We start from the raw sequence: 2,966 nt of genomic DNA, 5'->3' as shown, positions 1-2,966 counted from the left end.
CAGGGCGGAGCCCGGCGAGATCATCTTGCCGAGCCCGAGCAGGTCGTTCTCGTCGCCGCCGGTGCCGTGCAGCAGCAGGAGCGGCGGGGAGCCCGCGCTGGTCGCGGGCTCGAAGCGGTGGATGAATGCAGTTTCAGTCATGACACGGTCTCTTCCAAATTCGGCAACACACCTTCGATCTGCTTGCGGTGCTGCTCGAGGAAGCTAGGCAACTTGAGGTCACGTCCCAGCGTCGCGACGGGCTCGTCGACGGCGAAGCCGGGAATGTCGGTCGCGATCTCGAACAGCACGCCGCCGGGTTCGCGGAAGTAGACCGAGCGGAAGTAGTTGCGGTCGCGCTGCTCGGTCGGATGCAGGCCGTGATTGCTCACGAGCTTTTGCGCCATCTTGCCCTGCTCGGCATCGTCAACCGCGCGGAAGGCAATGTGATGCACCGACCCGCCGCCCTGATGCCCGCGCAGGAAGCCCTTGGCCTCGTAGATGTCGACGACGCTGCCCTCGACGTCGCCCGGGGCCTTGAAGCGGATCACCGAGCCTTCGCGTCCGGTCTCCTTGAAGCCGAACACGTCGGTGAGGACGGCGGCCGTCTTGGCCGCGCTGTCGAGCAGCAAGGTCACGCCATGGAAGCCGCGGATCGCATGCTCGGCCGGCACGTCGCCGTTGCTCCAGCCGGGCTCGTTTTCCGCACCCGGCACGCCGACCAGCGCGAGCGCCATGCCATCAGGGTCGGTGAAAGGCAGCACGGACTCGCCGAAGCGCTTTTCCAGCGCCTCATAGGCAATGCCCTTTTCAGTGAGGCGCTGGGTCCAGTAGCCGAGCGAGCGCTGCGGCACGCGGAAGGCGGTCTGATGGGTCTCGCCGACGCCGCGGCGTCCGGGCGATACACCGGCCCACGGGAAAAAGGTCAGGATGGTGCCGGGCCGGCCGGTCTCGTCGCCGTAATAGAAGTGATAGGTGCCGGGATCGTCGAAATTGACCGTCTTCTTGACGAAGCGCAGGCCGAGATCCCGCGTGTAGAAGCCGAAATTGCGAATGGGGTTGCCGGCAATCGCGGTCACATGGTGCAGTCCAGACATTGTCGTCCTCCAAAAGCTCGGGGAGCGTCTTGCTCTGGCCGGAAATATTGTTCCGCTTTGGATTGGAGACAATCCATGCAAATATGACGGCTATGTCTACGATTTGGAAACAATCGCCAGGGCCGTCCCTTGGATAAGCTCGGCAGTCTGCGGGCCTTCGTGAAGGTGGTCGAAAGCGGCAGTTTTGCCGAGGCGGGCCGGCAGCTCCGGCTGTCGCGATCGGCGATCAGCAAATACATCGCCGACCTCGAGGAGAGCCTCGGCGTGCAGCTCCTGAACCGGACCACGCGGCATGCGAGCCCGACCGAGAACGGCCAGCGCTATTTCGAGCGCGCGGTCGTGATCCTCTCGGAGATCGAGGCCGCCGACCAGGCGGTGGCGCAGGCCCAGTCGGCGCCGCGGGGGCTGCTCCGCGTCAACGCGCCGATGTCGTTCGGCACCATGCGGCTCGGGCCCGTGCTGGCCGATTTCATGGCGCGATATCCGGAGCTGCAGCTCCAGATCGTGCTCAGCGACGACCTGCTCGATCCCGTGCAGGACGGCTTCGACGTGACCTTGCGGATCGCGGAATTGGAATCGTCGAGCCTGATCGCGCGAAAAATCATGCCGATAGCGCGCATGATCTGTGCTTCGCCGGATTACCTCGCGCGGCACGGCACGCCGAAGCACCCGCAGGATCTGCGCGAGCATACCTCGCTCACCTACGGCTTCCTGCTCACCGGCAACCAATGGAAGCTGACCGGCGCTGACGGCGATCACTGGATCCAGCCGGCCTGGTCGCTCTGCGTCAACAATGCCGAGGTGCTGCGCGACGTCGCGATCAAGGGCAGGGGGCTGGCGCTGCTGCCGGAGTTCATCGCGGCCGATGCGTTACGGAAAGGCGAGCTGCGCGTCGTGCTGGACAATTATTTCGCGCCGCCGCTCGCGCTCTATGCGGTCTATCCGCCGACGCGGCATCTGTCGGTGAAAGTGCGGCTGTTCATCGATTTTCTGGTGGAGCGGTTTGGGCGGGAGGAGGCGGGCGGTGTGCGCCGGCGAGCCGAGGCTAACTGACCGAACGCTGTTCGGCAGGCTGAAGCAGATCGTCCAGCGCGTTCATCGAGGCCCGCTGAAGCTCGGCGAGTTCACGCGCAGAATTTTGCCGCTCAGGCGCTGACATCGCGGGCGCCGCCAGCTCGACCTCGCGGCAGTGCTCGAACAGGCGGACGAGGCCGAGCGCGCTCGCCGCGCTGCCGAGCTGATGGGTGAGCCGCGCGAGCTGCTTATGATCGCCGATCGCTGCGGTCTTGGTGATGTCTGCGATCAGCTTGTCGCTGGTCTCCTGCAGCAGATGATGCAGCTTCGCGATGTGCGCCGCGCCGAGCAGCTCCCGCTGGTCGTCGAGGAAGTGCCGGTCGATCAACGCGCCAGCAGCGAGCGGCGGCGCCGTCGGCTCGACTTCCGGATCGTTCTCGATCGCCTCGCGCAGCGCGTTGATCAGGATCGGTTTGCTGACGGTCTGGACAATGCCGGCGCCGGCGAGCCGCTCGCGCGCGCTCGACGACACGTCCGCCGTCACGGCGATGATGCGCGGCGTGTTTGGCAGACCGAGCTTGCCGATCCGCGAGGCCGCTTCCACGCCGTCCATGTCGGGCATGTGCAGGTCCATGAGGATGACGTCGAACGCCTGATCGCGGGCAAGTGCGACGGCCGATGCGCCGTTTCTTGCGATGGTAGGGAGATGGCCGAGCCTCTTCAGGATGGCTTCGCCGACGTCGCAATTGACGGGATCGTCGTCGACCAAGAGCACGCGGAGCTGCCGCGATGGCGGTTGCAGCGCACCTTGCGCGATGCCGCTCGCGGCGAGGCCGAGCGGCACTTGAAGCGTGAACGTGCTGCCCGCGCCCGGCG

3 protein-coding genes and 1 pseudogene are annotated in these 2,966 nt (G+C 65.9%); 1 reads left to right on the top strand and 3 read right to left on the bottom strand.

Annotation, left to right across the window (positions count from 1 at the left end):
* A pseudogene (locus MOV75_RS32920) lies at nucleotides 1-141 on the bottom strand (alpha/beta hydrolase); the annotation flags it as partial.
* Entirely contained in the window at nucleotides 138-1,076 is a 939-nt protein-coding gene (locus MOV75_RS32915; RefSeq protein WP_246931608.1) for a ring-cleaving dioxygenase, read from the bottom strand. The pseudogene MOV75_RS32920 and the gene MOV75_RS32915, both read right to left, overlap by 4 nt.
* A 129-nt stretch (nucleotides 1,077-1,205) precedes the next feature.
* Between MOV75_RS32915 and MOV75_RS32910 the strand changes: the two genes are divergently transcribed.
* Nucleotides 1,206-2,129, top strand: a complete 924-nt coding sequence (locus MOV75_RS32910) for a LysR family transcriptional regulator (protein WP_246931606.1) — start codon at nucleotides 1,206-1,208, stop codon at nucleotides 2,127-2,129.
* Here MOV75_RS32910 and MOV75_RS32905 read toward each other — a convergent pair.
* Nucleotides 2,122-2,966, bottom strand: an 845-nt coding sequence (locus MOV75_RS32905; protein WP_247007411.1) for a response regulator, incomplete at its 5' end; no start/stop codon positions are given. The genes MOV75_RS32910 and MOV75_RS32905 overlap by 8 nt on opposite strands.

Origin of the sequence: Bradyrhizobium sp. PRIMUS42 (assembly GCF_023006515.1) — a bacterium.
GTDB lineage: Bacteria > Pseudomonadota > Alphaproteobacteria > Rhizobiales > Xanthobacteraceae > Bradyrhizobium.
The sequence above is the reverse complement of the archived record's forward strand: the minus strand, read 5'-3'. Positions and strand labels throughout refer to the sequence as shown.